Annotated in this window: 22 protein-coding genes and 1 riboswitch; of the genes, 20 read left to right on the forward strand and 2 right to left on the reverse strand. The window is 46.6% G+C overall.

All coding sequences use genetic code 11. The features are described 5' to 3' along the window. Positions 1 to 4: 4 nt before the first annotated feature. The 8 genes from CXL14_RS12105 to ribT all read left to right on the forward strand — a co-directional run bounded on the left by CXL14_RS12105 (position 5) and on the right by ribT (position 6,083). On the forward strand, positions 5 to 496 hold the full coding sequence (locus tag CXL14_RS12105; protein ID WP_007409421.1) for a CcdC protein domain-containing protein: 492 nt from the start codon (positions 5 to 7) through the stop codon (positions 494 to 496). Between the two features lie 80 nt (positions 497 to 576). After that, entirely contained in the window at positions 577 to 1,152 is a 576-nt protein-coding gene (gene lepB, locus CXL14_RS12110; RefSeq protein WP_014721447.1) for a signal peptidase I, read from the forward strand. A 246-nt stretch (positions 1,153 to 1,398) separates the two neighbouring features. Then, the gene (locus CXL14_RS12115) at positions 1,399 to 1,743 is read left to right on the forward strand and encodes a hypothetical protein (RefSeq protein ID WP_003153366.1); all 345 of its coding nucleotides are present in this window, start codon (positions 1,399 to 1,401) and stop codon (positions 1,741 to 1,743) included. A 119-nt stretch (positions 1,744 to 1,862) separates the two neighbouring features. Further along, positions 1,863 to 2,009: riboswitch (FMN riboswitch) on the forward strand. 131 nt (positions 2,010 to 2,140) lie between these two features. After that, positions 2,141 to 3,256 (forward strand): bifunctional diaminohydroxyphosphoribosylaminopyrimidine deaminase/5-amino-6-(5-phosphoribosylamino)uracil reductase RibD, encoded by a 1,116-nt coding sequence (ribD, locus tag CXL14_RS12120; protein ID WP_101287813.1) that lies wholly within the window; start codon positions 2,141 to 2,143, stop codon positions 3,254 to 3,256. Then, positions 3,237 to 3,884, forward strand: a complete 648-nt coding sequence (gene ribE, locus CXL14_RS12125; protein WP_007409425.1) for a riboflavin synthase — start codon at positions 3,237 to 3,239, stop codon at positions 3,882 to 3,884. The genes ribD and ribE overlap by 20 nt, the downstream gene beginning before the upstream one ends. Before the next feature lie 14 nt (positions 3,885 to 3,898). Further along, complete coding sequence (locus CXL14_RS12130; RefSeq protein ID WP_061862347.1) at positions 3,899 to 5,095, forward strand: bifunctional 3,4-dihydroxy-2-butanone-4-phosphate synthase/GTP cyclohydrolase II; 1,197 nt, start codon at positions 3,899 to 3,901, stop codon at positions 5,093 to 5,095. Between the two features lie 32 nt (positions 5,096 to 5,127). After that, positions 5,128 to 5,592, forward strand: coding sequence for a 6,7-dimethyl-8-ribityllumazine synthase (gene ribH, locus CXL14_RS12135; protein WP_003153372.1), 465 nt, complete (start codon positions 5,128 to 5,130; stop codon positions 5,590 to 5,592). 116 nt (positions 5,593 to 5,708) lie between these two features. Then, on the forward strand, positions 5,709 to 6,083 hold the full coding sequence (gene ribT / locus CXL14_RS12140) for a GNAT family N-acetyltransferase RibT (RefSeq protein ID WP_003153373.1): 375 nt from the start codon (positions 5,709 to 5,711) through the stop codon (positions 6,081 to 6,083). Positions 6,084 to 6,148: 65 nt separating this feature from the next. Here the strand turns inward: ribT and CXL14_RS12150 are convergent, their stop codons facing one another. Further along, on the reverse strand, positions 6,149 to 6,670 hold the full coding sequence (locus CXL14_RS12150) for a DUF309 domain-containing protein (protein ID WP_061862346.1): 522 nt from the start codon (positions 6,668 to 6,670) through the stop codon (positions 6,149 to 6,151). An 87-nt stretch (positions 6,671 to 6,757) separates the two neighbouring features. Then, the gene (locus CXL14_RS12155; RefSeq protein WP_003153376.1) at positions 6,758 to 6,847 is read right to left on the reverse strand and encodes a YjcZ family sporulation protein; all 90 of its coding nucleotides are present in this window, start codon (positions 6,845 to 6,847) and stop codon (positions 6,758 to 6,760) included. A 207-nt stretch (positions 6,848 to 7,054) separates the two neighbouring features. Between CXL14_RS12155 and CXL14_RS12160 the strand changes: the two genes are divergently transcribed. The 12 genes from CXL14_RS12160 (at position 7,055) to CXL14_RS12215 (ending at position 18,204) form a co-directional block, all read left to right on the forward strand. After that, the gene (locus CXL14_RS12160) at positions 7,055 to 7,810 is read left to right on the forward strand and encodes a segregation/condensation protein A (protein ID WP_007409427.1); all 756 of its coding nucleotides are present in this window, start codon (positions 7,055 to 7,057) and stop codon (positions 7,808 to 7,810) included. Beyond that, positions 7,800 to 8,393: an SMC-Scp complex subunit ScpB gene (gene scpB, locus CXL14_RS12165; RefSeq protein ID WP_007409428.1), complete on the forward strand. Its 594-nt coding sequence runs from the start codon at positions 7,800 to 7,802 to the stop codon at positions 8,391 to 8,393. The genes CXL14_RS12160 and scpB overlap by 11 nt, the downstream gene beginning before the upstream one ends. Positions 8,394 to 8,482: 89 nt before the next feature. Next, a complete protein-coding gene (locus CXL14_RS12170; RefSeq protein WP_101287815.1) occupies positions 8,483 to 8,968 on the forward strand; it encodes a DUF3907 family protein in 486 nt (161 codons plus the stop codon). Between the two features lie 112 nt (positions 8,969 to 9,080). Beyond that, on the forward strand, positions 9,081 to 10,232 hold the full coding sequence (locus CXL14_RS12175) for a D-alanyl-D-alanine carboxypeptidase family protein (protein WP_101287817.1): 1,152 nt from the start codon (positions 9,081 to 9,083) through the stop codon (positions 10,230 to 10,232). Next, positions 10,220 to 10,810, forward strand: coding sequence for a nucleoside recognition domain-containing protein (locus CXL14_RS12180; RefSeq protein ID WP_003153385.1), 591 nt, complete (start codon positions 10,220 to 10,222; stop codon positions 10,808 to 10,810). Before CXL14_RS12175 ends, CXL14_RS12180 begins: the two co-directional genes overlap by 13 nt. A gap of 4 nt (positions 10,811 to 10,814) precedes the next feature. Next, positions 10,815 to 11,351, forward strand: coding sequence for a spore maturation protein SpmB (gene spmB / locus CXL14_RS12185; protein ID WP_003153387.1), 537 nt, complete (start codon positions 10,815 to 10,817; stop codon positions 11,349 to 11,351). A 93-nt stretch (positions 11,352 to 11,444) separates the two neighbouring features. Continuing rightward, the gene (gene rluB / locus CXL14_RS12190; protein ID WP_007612296.1) at positions 11,445 to 12,179 is read left to right on the forward strand and encodes a 23S rRNA pseudouridine(2605) synthase RluB; all 735 of its coding nucleotides are present in this window, start codon (positions 11,445 to 11,447) and stop codon (positions 12,177 to 12,179) included. 84 nt (positions 12,180 to 12,263) lie between these two features. Then, positions 12,264 to 12,803: a thiol-disulfide oxidoreductase ResA gene (resA, locus tag CXL14_RS12195; RefSeq protein ID WP_014418277.1), complete on the forward strand. Its 540-nt coding sequence runs from the start codon at positions 12,264 to 12,266 to the stop codon at positions 12,801 to 12,803. Further along, a complete protein-coding gene (resB, locus tag CXL14_RS12200; RefSeq protein WP_003153393.1) occupies positions 12,800 to 14,428 on the forward strand; it encodes a cytochrome c biogenesis protein ResB in 1,629 nt (542 codons plus the stop codon). The genes resA and resB overlap by 4 nt, the downstream gene beginning before the upstream one ends. A gap of 18 nt (positions 14,429 to 14,446) precedes the next feature. Continuing rightward, positions 14,447 to 15,622, forward strand: a complete 1,176-nt coding sequence (gene ccsB / locus CXL14_RS12205; protein ID WP_003153395.1) for a c-type cytochrome biogenesis protein CcsB — start codon at positions 14,447 to 14,449, stop codon at positions 15,620 to 15,622. An 81-nt stretch (positions 15,623 to 15,703) separates the two neighbouring features. Next, positions 15,704 to 16,426, forward strand: coding sequence for a DNA-binding response regulator ResD (gene resD, locus CXL14_RS12210; RefSeq protein ID WP_003153397.1), 723 nt, complete (start codon positions 15,704 to 15,706; stop codon positions 16,424 to 16,426). Beyond that, positions 16,423 to 18,204 (forward strand): ATP-binding protein, encoded by a 1,782-nt coding sequence (locus CXL14_RS12215; protein WP_007409435.1) that lies wholly within the window; start codon positions 16,423 to 16,425, stop codon positions 18,202 to 18,204. Before resD ends, CXL14_RS12215 begins: the two co-directional genes overlap by 4 nt. The last annotated feature ends 75 nt before the right edge of the window (positions 18,205 to 18,279 follow it).

Genomic DNA, 18,279 nt, shown 5'->3' on the forward strand with positions numbered 1-18,279 from the left:
AACGTTGGTTCAATTGGCAACCGTTTTATTTGTCATTATCATTCTCGCACTTATGATTTGGTTCAGGGTGAAAAAGGGAAACAGGCCGATTAAAGGCGGCGGCTTCGGCATCATTCTCCCGCTTTTGATTATCGCCGTCATTTTTACATTCAGCATCAGCCAGCTCATGAATATCCCGGGAAAGCCGTTTCATTTTCCCGCTCTTTGGGAGCTCGCCATCGCCGGACTGTTAGGCGCGGTATTCGGTGTCATCATGCTGTCGCAAACCGCCTATGAAATCCGGGAAGACGGCTTTGTCTACTCCAAGCGGAATAAAAACTTTAAATATGTCATTATCGCGATTATTGCGATCCGCATCGTGCTCAGCCAATATTTCAAAAACATTGACGCGGCGGAATTCGCCGTTTTAACGATGGAACTTGCTTTTGTGTATTTGTGCATTTGGCGGATCGGAAGCTTCGTGAAATACCGTAAAATCAGCAGATCCGGCTTATAAAATGAAAAAAATGGATGGGGTGCGGGGCTTATTTGCCCTCTGTGCAGGGATTCATGGTAAAATAAAAACGACCATGGCTAATGGGAGGAAATCACTTGAAATCAGAAAAAGAAAAAACTTCTAAAAAAAGCGCCGTACTTGATTGGGCGAAAGCCATTATCATCGCTGTCGTTCTGGCACTGCTCATCCGAAACTTTTTATTTGCCCCTTATCTCGTTGATGGAAGATCAATGGATCCGACGCTGCATGACCGCGAGAGAATCTTTGTCAATATGACGGTCAAATACATAAGCGACTTCAAACGCGGCCAGATCGTCGTTCTGAACGGAGAAAATGAACACTATGTCAAACGGATTATCGGACTTCCCGGCGACACGGTGCAAATGAAAAACGATCAGCTGTATATCAACGGCAAAAAAGTGTCCGAACCGTATTTAGCGGCAAACAAGAAAAAAGCGAAGCAAGACGGCTATGACCGGCTGACGGAAGACTTCGGCCCGGTGAAAGTGCCGGACGACAAATATTTCGTCATGGGTGATAACCGCAGAGAATCTATGGACAGCCGCAACGGCCTCGGTCTTTTTACGAAAAAACAAATAGCGGGCACATCGAAATTCGTCTTCTTCCCGTTTAACGAAATTCGCAAGACGAAATAAACCGTACAAGCAGTTTTCTTCATGAGAAAACTGCTTTTTTATATAAATTTATCTTTCCACCCTCAAAAACAGAACATAAATTCGTATATCTATTTAATAGATAGAAAGTTTTACAGATACATGAAACATCTTCCCTTTATGAAACGTTATATGAATAACTCACGCAGGGAAGAACGGTTTTCTATTCATGAAAAAAAGGAATATGACATAGTAATGAATAGATTGATACGGGCTGGAGGTAGAAAAATGGGAAGAATTAAAACAAAAGCAGCCATTTTACTTGTACTGCTGCTGTTATTGGCGGGCGGTTATATGGTCATAAACGATATTGAACTGAAAGACGTGCCGACTGCAATCGGACAAACCCTGTCCCAGGAAAAAGAAGAATATACAGTCAAGACATATAAAATTACGAAAATCGAAGGAACTGAGTACCACGGTACGGCAGCAAACGGCACAAAAATTATTTTTAACGGCGACAAGCTGAAGCAGGATCTCTCCGATGTGAAAAAGGGAGATAAAATTAAAGCGTATTTCAGTAAATCAAACCGGATTGACGGCTTATTGAAAGTCGTCAAAGTGAACGAATAAATATAGGCGCCTTTTATGGGAAAAGGGCGCTTTTTATTTTTCTGAATAATTAGGTGCAAATTCATTGCGCCTGCCGCAAAGGATGTTATAATAGCGGATAAGGACAAAAAAATATTGATTGTATCCTTCGGGGCTGGGTGAAAATCCCGACCGGCGGTAATAAGGCGCTTTGCGCTTTACAGCCCGTGACCCGTATGCATCTGTATACGGTGGATTCAGTGAAAAGCTGAAGCCGACAGTGAAAGTCTGGATGGGAGAAGGATGAGAGAAGCTATGCAAAAAATAAACTTACTGTATAGTCTTATTTCCTATGGATTAAAACTGGCAAAGCCCCGAACTGTGTAAACATTCGGGGCTTTTTTGACGCCAAATTGCGTGGAAGAAGGGAGGGATAACGATGGAAGAATATTATATGAATACGGCAATAGAACTTGCCAGACGCGGTGAAGGACAGACACAGTCCAATCCTCTTGTCGGCGCTGTCGTCGTCAAAAACGGACAGATCGTCGGAATGGGCGCCCATTTGCAATACGGAGAAGCGCATGCCGAGGTTCACGCGATTCATATGGCCGGCAGACACGCAAAAGGCGCCGATTTGTATGTGACGCTGGAGCCTTGCAGCCATTACGGAAAAACACCGCCATGCGCCGAACTGATAATAAAGTCGGGGATAGAAAGGGTGTTCATTGCTGTGAAAGATCCGAATCCGCTTGTAGCCGGAAAAGGCATCGGAATGCTGGAAGCAGCGGGCATCGAAGTGAAAACCGGACTTCTCAGGCAGCAGGCAGAAGAGCTGAATAAAATGTTTCTTCACTTCATGCGGACCGGACTTCCGTATGTCACCTTGAAAGCGGCCGCGAGCCTTGACGGGAAAACAGCGACTGAAACCGGTGACAGCAAATGGATTACATCAGAGGCGGCAAGGCTTGATGCCCAGCAATACAGGAAATCGCATCAAAGCATTCTTGTCGGAGCAGGCACAGTCAAAGCCGATAATCCGAGCCTGACCTGCAGGCTTCCTGATGCAGTGAAGCAGCCGGTCAGAGTGATTCTCGATACAAAGCTGACCATTCCTGAAACGGCAAATGTGCTCACTGACGGCGCTGCGCCGACATGGATATTTACGGCCAAAGATGCAGACGTGCAAAAGAAAGACCGGCTGACCGCACTCGGAATAAAAGTTATTCCGCTGGAAACAGACCGCATTCACGTCCCTGAGGTGCTCAGCATTCTCGCTGAAAACGGCATAATGTCCGTTTATGTGGAAGGCGGAGCATCCGTACACGGAAGTTTTGTCAAGGAAGGCTGTTTTCAAGAGCTTCATTTCTATTTCGCCCCTAAATTAATCGGAGGAACGCTTGCTCCCAGCTTGATCTCCGGTGAAGGTTTTCAATCAATGAAAGATGTCCCCCATTTACAATTCACACAAATCACCCAAATCGGGCCGGATATAAAACTGACGGCCATACCTAAAGATGGAAAGGATGGTGACGATGTTTACAGGAATCGTTGAAGAAACAGGCACGATCCAAGCAATCAAAAAGACAGGCCTTTCCATGGCATTAACCATCGCCGCTTCAAAAGTGACAAGTGATGTGAAGCTTGGCGACAGCATTGCGGTAAACGGCATCTGCCTGACCGTAACCGGATTTTCTGACAATCAATTTACGGTTGATGTCATGCCGGAAACAGTGAAAGCCACTTCGCTGAACGGCTTGTCAAAAGGCAGTAAAGTAAACCTGGAAAGAGCGATGTCCGCCAACGGACGGTTCGGCGGCCACTTTGTATCAGGGCATGTGGACGGAACGGCGGAAATTACGCGGATCGAGAAAAAAAGCAACGCGGTCTATTACGATTTAAAACTTTCGCCGGAATTGACAAAAACGCTCGTATTGAAAGGTTCAATTACGGTAGACGGCGTGAGCCTGACGATTTTCGGTCTATCAGACGAAAGCGTGACGGTATCCATCATTCCGCATACCATCTCAGAAACGATTTTTCAGACGAAAACAGTCGGATCGACCGTAAATATTGAGTGTGACATGATCGGTAAATACTTATACCGCTTTTTGCACAAAACAGAACAAACCAAAAGCAATCAAACTATCACGGAAGCCTTTTTAAGCGAGAACGGCTTTTAGAAAGGAAGATCGATATGTTTCATCCGATAGAAGAGGCGTTAGAGGCGCTGAAAAAAGGTGAAGTCATCATTGTTGTCGATGATGAAGACAGAGAAAACGAAGGAGATTTCGTAGCGCTGGCTGAGCATGCCACGCCGGAAGTGGTTAATTTTATGGCGACCCATGGGAGAGGCCTGATCTGCACGCCGCTGTCTGAAGACATCGCCGGCCGGCTGGATCTTCACCCGATGGTCGATCATAATACGGACTCACATGAGACCGCGTTTACGGTCAGTATTGACCACAGGCTGACAAAAACGGGCATCAGCGCGCAGGAACGATCCTTTACCATTCAGGCGCTGTTGAACGAAGAATCTGTGTCTGACGATTTTCAGCGTCCGGGCCACATTTTCCCCTTAATCGCAAAAAAAGGAGGCGTCCTGAAGCGGGCCGGCCATACGGAAGCAGCCGTTGACCTTGCAAAAGCCTGCGGATCTCAGGGAGCGGGCGTCATTTGTGAAATTATGAATGAAGACGGCACAATGGCCAGAGTGCCGGAGTTAGCCGAAATCGCCGAACGCCACCATCTGAAAATGATTACGATAAAAGACTTAATAGAGTACCGTTACAACATTACGACACTTGTGAACAGAGAAGTTGATATTACGCTGCCGACTGACTTCGGCACGTTTAGAGTTTACGGATATACAAACGAGGTTGACGGAAAAGAACATCTCGCCTTTGTCATGGGGGATGTCCCGTTTAACAGCGAACCCGTTCTTGTCAGAGTGCACTCAGAATGCCTGACGGGCGATGTGTTTGCATCCCATCGCTGTGATTGCGGACCTCAGCTTCATGCCGCGCTTGCGCAAATTGCTGAAGAAGGCCGCGGCGTTCTATTGTATTTGCGCCAGGAAGGCAGAGGAATCGGTTTAATCAATAAGCTGAAGGCGTACCGATTGCAGGAACAAGGGTATGACACGGTTGAAGCGAACGAAGCGCTCGGCTTTCTGCCTGATCTGCGCAACTACGGCATCGGCGCCCAGATTCTCCGCGACTTAGGGGTTCAGCATATGAAACTTTTAACCAATAACCCCCGGAAAATCGCCGGCCTCGAAGGATACGGTCTCAGCATTTCAGAACGGGTGCCGCTTCAAATGGAAGCGAGTGAGCATAACAAGCAATATTTACAGACCAAAATGAAAAAACTTGGACATCTGCTTCATTTCTAAAAACAAATCTCACAAAAAAGGATGGATAACATATGAATATCATACAAGGAAACCTAGTAGGAACAGGACTTAAAATCGGAATCGTCGTCGGCAGATTTAATGAATTTATTACGAGCAAGCTGTTAAGCGGAGCGGAAGACACGTTGCTTCGCCACGGTGTAGAATCAAACGACATTGACGTCGCTTGGGTGCCGGGAGCGTTTGAAATCCCGTTTGCGGCAAAGAAAATGGCGGAAACGAAAAAATACGATGCCGTCATTACGCTCGGCACGGTTATCAGAGGAGCGACAACGCATTATGACTATGTCTGCAATGAAGCGGCAAAAGGCATTGCCCAGGCGGGAACGGCGACGGGCGTCCCGGTAATCTTCGGCATCGTGACGACTGAAACCATTGAGCAGGCCATCGAACGAGCCGGAACAAAAGCCGGAAATAAGGGAGCGGATTGCGCAGTATCTGCCATTGAAATGGCAAATTTAAACCGTTCATTTGAATAATTTGTTGAAAAGCGTTTAAAACAGCAGCGAAAATGATATAATGTGAGGAAACGGATCGCCTTTATGTATCCGTTTGATAGGACATGAATGGACATTTTGGATATAGAGGGGTTTTTATGTTAATTCGTTATAAAAAATCGTTTGAAAAGATTGCGATGGGTCTTCTGTCATTTATGCCGAATGAAAAAGATCTCAAGCAGCTTCAGCAGACAATAAAGGACTATGAAACGGATACTGGCCGCCAGCTCTTTCTTTGGAAAGAGGATGAAGATATCGTCGGAGCGATCGGAGTCGAAAAAAAGGACTCAGAAGTTGAAATCCGGCATATCAGCGTGAATCCTTCTCACCGCCATCAAGGAATCGGAAAGCAAATGATGGACGCCTTAAAACGTCTGTTCAAAACGGAGGCACTCGTTCCGAATGAATTAACGCAAAGCTTTTTTGAACGCTGTCAACATCAAAAAGATCAGGATATCTCATATAATAACTGACAAATGCTCCCGGAATCTTCACGGTTTCGGGAGCTGTTTTGATATAGAAAAAGCAGGGCTGACCGTCAGCCTCTGCTTTTTTTTCTTCTCTCAAATTCCCGTTCGCGTTCCTTAATGACATCCGTCCTGTCCCGCAGGCGGTGTTTATGAATAAGAAAGGTATCTGATACGCCGTCTTGCCCCCATGTATAGCCCTTTCGGCGGCATTCGGCAAGACATGCTTCTTTCAGGGCTTCATCTGTAATCGGCAGCATAACACTTCTGTAAGGCAGGCCCGCTTCTATATCGTCTGACAGCGTTTCTATCAGCTCAATCAGCTTCGGATGGCTGAGACCGAGAGAACAGACCGCCTGCTTTTCAGACCGGAGAATACGTAAGCTGTTGGCAATCAGCCGTTTCGCCCCGGCTTCATTTCCCCTGCGCTGGTGATACAGAGCGACGGCAAGCTGAATCAGGCCGACCCAATGAATGCTCCGCTTTTCAGCCGGGCTTTCTTTCCAATATTCCTCTAACAGTTCATGACACTCAAAATAATCTCTTGATGCGTGAAATTCGGCCAAAAAGCCGATATAAGCTTTAGGATACAAGCCGCTTCCTCCTTTTATGCTAAAACCAGTGTACCACAGCGTTATGAAAAGGAAAAAAGAGCGGCTTGGTGTCCGAAGCCTGAGGAACTAGCAGATGTAAGATGCTCCTACGACAACGAGCAAAATAAACAGAACGACAATTAATGCAAAACCTCCGCCGAAACAAGCTCCGCTCATGTGAAATCAGCCTCCCTTTGTTTCAAGTTTACACGGCTATCATATGTGCATCCGCCTTTAAAGGTATAGGCGTATATCTTCTTTTTCAGTATTTTCTAAATAACGGAGGACGTATATAAAAGTATTGGACGAGAGCATTTCGGTGGATTATACTAAAGGGTAGCCAGTTTTTCCGGCAATGAGAGTGATATTGAAAATGGTGAGATAATGGTAGAATATCAAGTGAAAATTGATACGTTTGAAGGCCCATTGGACCTGCTGCTTCATCTGATTAACCGTCTTGAAATCGACATATACGACATACCCGTGGCAACCATTACTGAACAATATTTATTATATGTACATACAATGCAAGAGCTTGAACTTGATGTCGCCAGTGAATATCTGGTCATGGCGGCGACGCTTCTCAGCATTAAAAGCAGAATGCTGCTTCCGAAACAAGAGGAAGAGCTGTTTGAAGACGAAATGCTTGAAGAAGAAGACCCTCGGGACGAGCTGATTGAAAAACTGATTGAGTATAGAAAGTATAAAACCGCTGCGAAGGATTTAAAAGAGCGGGAAGAAGAAAGACAAAAGTCATTTACCAAGCCGCCGAGTGATTTAAGTGAGTATGCAAAAGAAATCAAACAGACCGAGCAGAAGCTGTCGGTGACCGTTTATGACATGATCGGCGCGTTTCAAAAGGTGCTTCAGCGTAAAAAAATCACGCGGCCGAAAGAAACGACCATTACAAGGCAGGAAATACCGATTGAAGACAGAATGAACGAAATCGTAAAAAGCTTAAAAACGGCGGGGAGAAGAATAAACTTCACGGAGCTTTTTCCTTCTCGGCAAAAGGACCATCTCGTCGTGACGTTTTTAGCAGTCCTGGAGCTGATGAAAAATCAGCAGATTATCATTGAACAGGAAGAAAACTTTTCAGATATATACATTACGGGGAGTGAATCCATTCATGGCGCTTGATATCGTGAATTGGAAAGCAATTGTGGAAGCCCTGCTGTATGCGGCGGGTGATGAAGGGCTGACCAAAAAGCAATTGGTGACGGTGCTTGAAATAGAAGAAGCGGAACTGGCCGGAATCATGGAAGAAGTGGCCGCTCAGTACAAGGAAGATGACAGGGGCATCGAGCTTACCGAATATGCGGATACGTATATGCTTGGAACGAAAAAAGAATTCGTGCCTTATTTGAAAAAACTAATTGAAGTGCCGTCAAAAGGGCTGTCACAGGCTTCTTTGGAAGTGCTGGCGATCGTTTCGTACAAGCAGCCGATCACACGGGCGGAAATTGAAGATATCCGGGGCGTGAAGTCTGAGCGGATTCTGCACAGCCTCGTGTCAAAAGCGCTGCTGTGTGAGGTGGGCCGCGCCGACGGTCCCGGCCGGGCGATTTTATACGGCACGACACCGGTATTTCTTGAACAATTCGGCTTAAAAACATTGGAGGAGCTCCCGCCGCTTCCTGAAAATGCGGAGGAAGACGTTCTCCAGGAGGAAGCCGATTTATTCTTTGAAAACTTCAACCAAACTTTTGAGGATATTAAATAATAATCGTTTTTCATCATACGATAGTAGGGAAAGGCCATTGATGAATGACGCAAATGACGAAGTACAAGAGAGGAAGGAAACGGACGGAAATGGGAAATTCGATTGTGAGGGCCCATACTGAAGAAACTGGTGAATTTTTAGCCGAGGTTGTCACGATGGTCAGCAGCTATTTAAATCATACAACATTGCCGGAGATGCGGGCTCAAGGAGAGGCGGATGAGGCATACTGCCGCGACGTTCTCAGTGTGCTGAGGCGGATGACCGTCTTTTGTGAAGGCGCCCAGGAAGCCTGCCGCCGGCTCTTAATGCAGGAGCCGTTTCATGAGGTGAGAGCGGAAAAAACGCTGTATAAAGTGTATCATCAGTGCGTGGAAGAATTTTTCATGCCGAAAAAGGATACATGGTACGAAAACAGCCGCGCCGCTTATACAGGCCAAAGTGCGATTGAATTCTACCAGCAAGTGCCGGATTCGCTGCGGAGCCTTCTGCTTTCGCTCAGCAGTGAATTTCTGCGCATGCGGGAAGAATTGGCGCAATATGAAGCATCACGCTCAAATATGGCACCAGTCAGATAAAAACTCTTCCTTTTGGGAGAGTTTTTTTATGTGAAAGTGATGCAATTGGTATTCATAAGTCATGGACATGCGCATAAACTTGTACAAACCCACAACAAGGACGTGAGCATTCATGCGCTTTCTCAAAAAAGCTGCCGTATTTCTTTTGACTTTTGTTATTCTTTTTTCCATTACAGACGGCAATACGGCACATGCCCAAATACATGTCAGCGCAAAAAGCGCGATTATAATCGACGGAGCATCTGGCCGGGTGTTATTCGCCAAGGATGAACATCATAAGCGACGGATTGCAAGCATTACGAAAATCATGACGGCGGTGCTGGCGATTGAATCAGGGAAAATGGAAGAGACCGTGACGGTTTCCCCGAATGCCGTAAAAACGGAAGGCTCAGCCATTTATCTTCAGCCGGGACAAAAAGTAAAGCTGAAAGATCTCGTATACGGGCTTATGCTGAGATCAGGAAATGACGCCGCTGCGGCAATAGCGGAATATGTCGGCGGAAGCCTTGACGGTTTTGTATTTATGATGAACAAAAAAGCCGAGCAAATCGGGATGGAAAATACAAAATTTCAAAATCCGCACGGGCTGGACGACCATGAAAATTTATATTCAACGGCGTATGACATGGCGCTTTTGACTAAATATGCGATGAAAATCAAGGAATACCGGACCGTTTCAGGCACAAAAGTGTATAAGGCGGAAACGATGGACCGGGTATGGAAAAATAAAAACAAGCTTCTGACTGGGCTCTACCGTTACAGCACAGGCGGAAAAACGGGTTACACAAAAATCGCGAAACGGACGCTCGTCTCGACGGCCTCAAAAGACGGTACGGATCTCATCGCGGTCACCATAAATGATCCGGATGACTGGGATGACCATATGAATATGTTTAATTATGTCTTTGATCACTATAAAACTTATGTCGTCGCTAAAAAAGGCGGCATTCCGAAGCTGAAAAAGACGTTTTACGGAAAGCGCGCTTTTATTGCCCGGGATGTCAAATATTTGTTAAAAGAGGATGAAATCGACGATGTAAAAATCAGCACAATCTTAATAAAACCGAAAAAAGCCTGGAAAAAGGACGCCTCTCTCATTCCTGATGTCGTCGGCCGGATGACTGTTATGCATGATGGGAAAGTGATCGCCAAGATCCCCGTCTATTATGAAAATGAGCGCCATAAAAAACCGAAAAAGCATTTCATTGAGACGTTTACGAGCCTGTTTATGAGCGCGGCGGGCGGTTCGTCATGGTCAATTTAATCTGGGTATGTCTGACGGTAATCGGACTTGTCTTTGCGATGTTTAACGGTACCTTGCAGGATGTGAATGAAGCCGTTTTTAAAGGAGCGAAAGAAGCGGTTACGATCTCGTTCGGATTAATGAGCGTTCTCGTGTTCTGGCTCGGCCTGATGAAAATAGCCGAGCAGTCCGGCCTTTTGGATATATTCAGCAGAATGTGCCGCCCGTTTATTTCTAAGCTGTTTCCCGATATTCCCCCTGATCATCCGGCGATGGGATACATCTTATCAAATCTCATGGCAAACTTTTTCGGACTGGGAAATGCGGCGACACCGCTCGGCATTAAAGCCATGGAGCAGATGAAAAAGCTGAATGGAGGTAAGTCTGAGGCCAGCCGTTCCATGATTACCTTTTTGGCGGTAAATACTTCGAGTATTACATTGATACCGACAACCGTCATTGCCGTGCGCATGGCTTACTCGGCGAAATCACCGACCGATATCGTCGGGCCGACCATCTTAGCGACTTTAATTTCGGGAATCGGCGCGATTTTCATTGACCGCTACTTCTGGTACCGCCGCAAAAGAAAAGGGAGGTAAGCGAATGGAAATGGTGAATTGGCTGTCTTTAGCCATGATTCCGATTATTATCGCCGGTATATTGATATACGGCACGATCAAAAAAGTGCCGACGTATGAATCATTCGTTGAAGGCGGAAAAGAAGGAATTGAGATTGCGTTTTCCATCATTCCGTATTTGGTCGGGATGCTGGTGGCGATTACCGTATTCCGGGCCTCAGGCGCGCTGGATTTTGTCATGGGGCTGTGCAAGCCTTTCTTTACAGCGCTCGGCATTCCCGCAGAAGTCGTGCCGCTTGCTCTGATCCGCCCGATTTCGGGGACGGCGGCGCTCGGCATGACGACAGATCTGATCGCCGTGTACGGGCCTGATTCATTTATCGGCAGGCTGGCCTCGGTCATGCAGGGATCGACTGACACGACGCTGTATGTCCTGACGGTGTATTTCGGGGCGGTCGGCATCAAAAAAATGGGGGATGCTTTAAAGGTTGGTCTTCTTGCTGATTTGATCGGGGTGGTTGCATCAATCATCATAGTTACGTTATTATTTGGAAGCGCCTGAAATCAGGCGCTTTTTATATATCAGAATAACTCTCCCTGAAAAAGCTTGTTTGTTCAAGGGGAAAAAAGTAAGATTATACTTGAGGTGAACGACATGGAAAGACTGCAAAAAGTTATTGCTCATGCCGGCGTGGCATCACGCAGAAAGGCGGAAGAGCTGATAAAAGAAGGAAAAGTAAAGGTGAATGGAAAAGTAATAACAGAGCTCGGCGTAAAAGTGACCGGTTCTGATCAGATTGAAGTAAACGGATTAAAGGTGGAGCGGGAAGAACCCGTGTACTTTCTGCTTTATAAACCGAGAGGAGTGATCTCAGCAGCTGATGACGACAAAGGGCGGAAAGTGGTGACCGACTTTTTCAAAGAAGTGCCGCAGCGCATTTATCCGATCGGCAGGCTTGATTATGATACGAGCGGACTTTTATTGCTGACAAATGACGGCGAGTTTGCCAACAAACTCATGCATCCGAAATACGAAATTGATAAGACATACGTCGCCAAAGTGAAGGGGATTCCTTCCAAGGAACTTCTGAGAAAGCTTGAGCGCGGCATTCAGCTTGAAGAAGGCAAGACGGCGCCGGCCAGAGCGAAAATGCTTTCCCTGGACAAAAGAAAGCAGACGAGCATCATTCAGCTGACGATTCATGAAGGCCGGAACAGACAGGTCCGCCGCATGTTCGAGGCGATCGGTCATGACGTGCTGAAACTAAAACGTGAAGAATACGCATTTTTAGATTTAAGAGGCCTGCGCACAGGAGACGCAAGAGAATTGTCGCCGCATGAGGTGAAAAGGCTGCGGGCTTTAGCTGAACACGGTAAAAACGCTTTCTAATTTTCACATAACCTTCAAAAATTACAAAACGTGTTGATGATATAATTGAATGGATTTGCAGGCAGGGGAGGGGAGCAGTGTACAATGAACAAAAAACGGCGGCGTTTATTCATTCGGACCGGCATCCTTCTCATCTTACTCTGCGCGCTCGGATATACCATCTATAATGCCGTATACACAAACGGAGAGCGTATATCTGAGGGGTCCAAAGCCCCGAATTTCGCGCTGAAAGATACAGAGGGCAGACTCATAGAACTGAGTCAGTTAAAAGGAAAAGGTGTTTTTCTGAATTTCTGGGGAACGTGGTGCGAGCCGTGCAAGCAGGAATTTCCCTACATGGAGAATCAATACAAGCATTTTAAAGACCTCGGTGTCGAGGTGGTTGCGGTAAATGTCGGCGAATCAAAAATTGCAGTACATAATTTTATGAAAACATACGGCGTCAATTTCCCGGTTGCGCTCGATACTGACCGGCAAGTGCTGGACGCGTACGGCGTATCACCTATTCCGACGACATTTTTGATCAATCCCGACGGAAACGTCGTGAAAGTGGTGACCGGCACGATGACAGAACGCATGGTTCATGACTATATGAATTTAATTAAGCCGGAGGCGTCTTCATGAAAAAGGTCAAATGTGAATGCGGGCACGTGAATCCAGCCGGGACGGTTTTGTGCGAGTCGTGCGGGAAGCCGCTTGATGATCAAAAATCGCCGCTTGCCGATATGCGGTACGACGGCAGCGCAAGACGTTCGCAAACATATAACAAAACAATCGTAGATAAGGTATGGAACTTCTTTTCTTCCGTAAAAGTCGGAATATGGCTGATCGTCATTACTCTGGCGGCGTCTGCTTTCGGCACGGTTTTTCCGCAGGAAGCTTATCTGCCGCCGGGCGCCCAGCCGGATACATATTATGAACAGCAGTACGGCATAATCGGTCAACTGTATTATCTGCTGGGATTTCATCACCTGTACGGCTCATGGTGGTATATGCTCCTGATCGCATCCATTGGCATATCACTGGTCATCTGCAGTCTGGATCGGGTGATTCCTTTGTACAGGGCGCTGAAAAATCAAGGAGTACGGCGGAATCCGGTCTTTTTGAAGAGGCAGCGTCTATACAGCCGGACAGAAACCGAGCTGAGCGGGGATGCGGCTGATAGCCTCAGAACACGATTGAAAAAAAAGCATTATAGAGTGCGAGAACAAGAGGGAAGCATTCTGGCGGAAAAAGGCCGTTTTTCAAGGTGGGGGCCCTACGTCAATCATATCGGTCTGATCATTTTTCTGATCGGAGCCATGCTGAGATTTGTACCCGGTATGTATGTCGATGAAACGCTCTGGGTCCGTGAAGGCGAAACCGCCCAGATCCCCGGCACTGACGGCAAGTATTACTTAAAAAACAACCGGTTCACGATGCAGACATATAACAAAGACACTGAGAAAAAAGTATTCGCCGACGCCATTGACAGAGCCGGAAACGGCAAAGTCGCCAAATCCTTCACAACGGACGCGGTTTTGTACAAGAGGGAAGGCGACATTGTATTCGGTGAAAAGCCGAAGCTTAAAAGAGTCAAAGAAAACAATATCCGCGTCAATGAACCGCTGCGCTTTGACTCCTATTCTGTGTATCAGGTGGACTATAAAGAAAACCAGCTCGATCAGATGGTATTTCAGCTGATCGACCAAAAAACAAAACAGTCATTCGGCAAACTGAAGATCAATCTTCTTGATCCCGACACGGACTATGATCTTGGTAACGGTTACAAAGTGCAGATCGCCAGTTATCTTCCTGATTTTTATTTTAACAAGGACGGAGAACCGAGCACGAAAACGAAGGTTCCTAACAATCCGGCTTTTGTCTTTAAAATCACGGCTCCTGACAAGCCGAAAGGGGAGAAAAGTTTTGTTGCGATTCAGCAGACTGTTGAAGGTTCCGAAAGTAACAAGTACAAATTAAAATTCGACCATGTGGAAACGAAAAACATTACAGGACTCACCGTCAGAAAAGACTTAACCTTATGGGTGCTTGCCGTCGGCGGCGCGATCTTTATGATCGGCGTCATTCAAGGAATGTACTGGCAGCACAGAAGGATCTGGATCAAAACAGGTGATCATGAAGTGCTTGTGGCGGGACATACGAACAAAAACTGGTTCGGTCTGAAAAAAGATATCGAATTTGTTCTTAGCGGGACCGGGATTCAAGAGCCGGCCGATCAAAAAGAATTGGCCAAAAATCAGGCCTAGTGAAAAAGGAGTGGTGTCATGGCGGAGCTGAGCGCAAATTTTCTTTATGCTGCCTTTTTGATTTATTTAATTGCCGTCCCGGTTTTCGGCGGCGCCATCCGGGGAACAAAAGGTGCTAAGGACGGTAAGGGCCGCTGGTCGGCTATCGGAATCACGTTAACCATTTTCGGATTTCTTTGTCATCTCGGCTACTTCATTGCGAGATGGTCGGCAAGCGGACATGCGCCTGTCAGCAATATGTTTGAATTTACGACGTCATTCGGCATGATGCTTGTTCTCGCTTTTATTATTATTTACTTTATTTACAGACTGCCTTCATTAGGCATGTTCACATTGTCTATCGCGCTTTTGCTTATCGCATATGCAAGCATGTTTCCGACAGACATCACGCCGCTTATTCCGTCACTGCAGAGCAATTGGCTGTACATTCACGTCACAACGGCGGCGCTCGGGCAGGCGATTCTTGCGATCAGTTTTGTAGCCGGCGTCATTTTCCTGTTAAAGCATGTCGACCAATCCAGACCGGGCAAAAAAACGTTCTGGCTTGAAGTCATTATGTTTATACTCGTGACGACCGTGGCATTTATCGCCGTCACGTCGGCATTCCGGCTGGCGGACTACAAAGCTGAATTTAATTGGGTGGATAAAAAAGAGGCCAAAAGCGTCATGATATATGATATGCCTGCGCTTGTCGGCCCGCATGACGGAGAACTGCTTACGGAAGGCGCAATGAAGCCGCTTATTGAGCTTCCGGCCATTTTTTCAGGCAGAAAGGTCAATACGGTGATCTGGTCGTTTGGCGCAGGTCTCGTTTTATACGGTGCGCTCAGGCTGATATTCAGAAAGAGAATCAGCGCTCTTATCAGCCCGCTCGTCAAAAATGTGAATCTGGACTTGGTCGATGAAGTCGGCTACCGCGCTGTTTCTATCGGTTTTCCGGTATTCACACTCGGCGCGCTTGTGTTTGCGATGATTTGGGCGCAGCTTGCATGGACGCGTTTTTGGGGCTGGGACCCGAAAGAAGTATGGGCGCTGATCACCTTTTTATTTTACGCAGCGTATTTGCACTTGCGGCTGTCAAGAGGCTGGCATGGCGAAAAGTCCGCGTGGCTTGCCGTCATCGGCTTCGCCATTATTATGTTTAACTTAATTTTTGTGAATCTCGTGCTTGCCGGACTTCATTCGTACGCATAGATGCAAAAAGCCGATACAGTTCTCAAGCTGCCGCACAGTTTGTTAAAATGAAAGTAACAGAAGGAAAGCAGGGGGAAAACGATGGATCAAACAAATGAAACTAAAATATTAGTAGTAGATGATGAAGCCAGAATTCGACGCCTTTTAAGAATGTACCTTGAACGGGAAAACTATGTGATTGAAGAAGCGGAAAACGGCGACGAGGCCATTAAAATGGGGCTGGCATCAGATTATGATCTGGTGCTCTTGGATTTAATGATGCCGGGAACGGACGGAATAGAAGTATGCCGGCAGCTCAGAGAAAAAAAAGCGACGCCGATTATCATGCTGACGGCAAAAGGGGAAGAAGCCAACCGCGTCCAGGGGTTTGAAGCGGGTACGGACGATTATATCGTCAAGCCTTTCAGCCCGAGAGAAGTGGTGCTTCGGGTAAAGGCGCTTTTAAGAAGGGCTTCCCAAACATCTTATCTGACAGCCAATACCCCGACAAAAAATGTGCTCGTCTTTTCGCATCTATCCATTGATCACGATGCTCACAGGGTGACTGCGGACGGCACAGAGGTGAGCCTGACGCCGAAGGAATATGAACTGCTGTACTTCCTGGCGAAAACACCGGACAAAGTGTACGACAGGGAAAAGCTTTTAAAAGAAGTGTGGCAGTATGAATTTTTCGGAGACCTCAGAACGGTGGACACCCATGTCAAACGGCTCCGTGAAAAATTAAATAAAGTATCCCCGGGAGCGGCGAAAAAAATCGTCACCGTATGGGGAGTCGGATACAAATTTGAGGTAGGCGCTGAATGAAGTTTTGGAAAAGCGTAGTAGGAAAGCTTTGGTTTACCATTCTTTCACTCGTGTTAATTGTTTTATTTATTTTAACGGTGCTGCTTCTGGAATTTATAGAAAATTACCACGTTGAAGAAGCGGAAAAAGATTTAACGCAGCTTGCCGATAAAATTGCGGTCATAATAGAAAATCATGAAGACCAGCCGCTTGCCAGATCCATCACGTGGGAACTGGCGGACAATTTAACGAGCATCGCGATCATTCAGGATGATAAGCATGTCTGGTATTCGCCCAATGACGATAATCATTTATCCTCTATTACATTAGAGCAGATCAAACATGACCGGGATCTGCACAAGGCGCTGACAGACCGCAAAAAAGTAAGTAAACGCGCGGTCCCCAACAATGCCGGTTCGGATAACGAACGGCTGATCGTCGGAGTGCCGTATGAAAAAGACGGCAAAAAAGGCATGGTCTTTTTATCCCAATCGCTGCTTGCCGTCAAAGATACGACGAAACATACAACACGCTATATTTTTCTTGCGGCGGGCATTGCCATCGTCCTGACAACGTTTTTCGCGTTCTTTTTATCCAGCAGGGTGACATATCCCCTTCGGAAAATGCGGGAAGGCGCCCAAGACTTGGCGAAAGGAAAGTTTGATACAAAAATTCCGATTCTGACCCAAGATGAAATCGGGGAACTGGCTATTGCCTTTAATCAGATGGGACGGCAGCTCAATTTCCATATTAACGCGCTGAATCAGGAAAAAGAACAGCTGTCCAATATTTTAAGCAGTATGGCAGACGGGGTCATTACCATTAATATCGACGGCACCATTTTGGTGACCAACCCGCCGGCCGAACGTTTTCTGCAGGCATGGTATTATGAGCAGAACATGAACATTAAAGAAGGAGACAACCTTCCCCCTGAAGCAAAAGAGCTATTTCAAAATGCAGTGAACACGGAAAAAGAGCAAATGATTGAAATGACGCTTCAAGGAAGGTCATGGGTTTTATTGATGTCGCCTCTTTATGCGGAATCACACGTCCGCGGCGCCGTGGCCGTGCTCCGTGATATGACCGAAGAGCGCAGGCTGGATAAATTGCGTGAAGACTTTATTGCCAATGTCAGTCATGAGCTCAGAACCCCGATTTCTATGCTGCAGGGATACAGCGAAGCAATAGTGGACGACATTGCAAGCACTGAAGAGGAGAAAAAAGAAATCGCGCAGATCATTTATGATGAATCTCTTCGCATGGGCCGGCTCGTCAATGATTTGCTGGATTTGGCCAGAATGGAATCCGGACATACGGGCCTGCACTATGAAACGGTAAACCTGCATGAATTTCTGGAGAAGATCTCCCGCAAATTTTCCGGGGTAGCGAAGGAAAAAGGCGTTTCGCTCACAGAAGACATCTCGGTGTCTCAGCCGGAGTGTGTCTTTGATGAAGATAAAATGGAACAGGTGTTTACCAACCTTATAGATAATGCGCTGCGCCACACGGAGTCAGGCGGAAGCGTTCATATCGCGGCTCAGACCGTAAAAGACGGACTGAAAATCGATATCAAAGATTCCGGCTCGGGAATACCGGAAGAGGACCTGCCTTTTATTTTTGAACGTTTTTATAAAGCGGACAAAGCAAGAACAAGAGGCAGGGCGGGAACCGGACTCGGACTCGCCATCGTAAAAAATATCGTGGAAGCCCACGGCGGTTCAATTGCGGTTCACAGCAGCATCGACAAAGGGACGACGTTTACATTTTATATTCCGACAAAAGTGCAGGATGACGTCTGAAATTGACGAACAATCTTGTTCCATACGAAACACCCGCATGTTCTGCGGGTGTTTTTTTATTTGTTTCTCCTTTAA

Source organism: Bacillus sp. SJ-10 (genome assembly GCF_002843505.1).
Classification (GTDB): Bacteria; Bacillota; Bacilli; order Bacillales; family Bacillaceae; genus Bacillus; species Bacillus velezensis.